A 1002-nucleotide genomic window follows, 5' to 3' on the forward strand; every position below is an offset into this window, starting at 1 on the left:
GATCCTCGGATCAAAGCTCGTTCGCAGCTCCCCAAGGCTTATCGCAGCGTACCACGTCCTTCATCGCCTCTCAGCGCCAAGGCATCCACCAGATGCTCTTAAGGCACTTGATCGCTCTCATGATCGGTGTCCGGTGGTGAGCGACAGCCGTAGCTGTCGTCACCGCCATCCACGGTCACGATAAAGACCGGCAGCAGGTCCTTTCAGACCCACTGCCTTATGCTTGCCGAACGCACCCGGGCCGGCCGCTTTCGCAACAGCCCGGGCACATTCCCTCTTCACGATGTCAGATATCCGCATCCCACCCGCCTAAGCGTTGGTGAGTGCGAAGCTCCTTGATCCGGACGACCCTCGACCGCACTGCAGATCGGCAGGGGAGGGTGGTGGAGCTGGACGGGATCGAACCGACGACCTCATGCTTGCAAAGCACGCGCTCTCCCAACTGAGCTACAGCCCCGAGTGGGAAGCAGCCAAGTGGCAAGCGGCCTGATCCTGGTGGGCCTGGGACGACTCGAACGTCCGACCTCACCCTTATCAGGGGTGCGCTCTAACCACCTGAGCTACAGGCCCGTCGCTGGCTCCGCCAGCGTGTCCGGATGATGAGAAAGAGAAACGAAGACGGCGCGTCCCGCCTAATGGGTCCTGACTGGACCCTTGATCCAACGACGCCGTGAGAGYGAGCGGCTCGCAAGCGAGCATCACRTCAGACAGCATCCTTAGAAAGGAGGTGATCCAGCCGCAGGTTCCCCTACGGCTACCTTGTTACGACTTCACCCCAGTCGCTGACCCTACCGTGGTCGCCTGCCCCCTTGCGGTTGGCGCAGCGCCGTCGGGTAAGACCAACTCCCATGGTGTGACGGGCGGTGTGTACAAGGCCCGGGAACGTATTCACCGTGGCGTGCTGATCCACGATTACTAGCGATTCCGCCTTCATGCACCCGAGTTGCAGAGTGCAATCCGAACTGAGACGGCTTTTGGGGATTCGCTCCAGGTCGCCCCTTC

2 tRNA genes and 2 rRNA genes are annotated in these 1002 nt (G+C 61.3%); all 4 read right to left on the reverse strand.

The features are described 5' to 3' along the window. A 23S ribosomal RNA gene (locus tag G4G93_RS35440) occupies positions 1-113 on the reverse strand; the annotation flags it as partial. A gap of 268 nt (positions 114-381) precedes the next feature. After that, positions 382-457: transfer RNA gene (locus G4G93_RS35445), tRNA-Ala, on the reverse strand. Positions 458-493: 36 nt separating this feature from the next. After that, positions 494-570: transfer RNA gene (locus G4G93_RS35450), tRNA-Ile, on the reverse strand. 150 nt (positions 571-720) lie between these two features. Then, positions 721-1002, reverse strand: a 16S ribosomal RNA gene (locus tag G4G93_RS35455); the annotation flags it as partial.

The organism is Methylobacterium sp. DB0501, from assembly GCF_011043735.1.
In the GTDB taxonomy this organism is placed as follows: Bacteria; Pseudomonadota; Alphaproteobacteria; order Rhizobiales; family Beijerinckiaceae; genus Methylobacterium; species Methylobacterium alsaeris.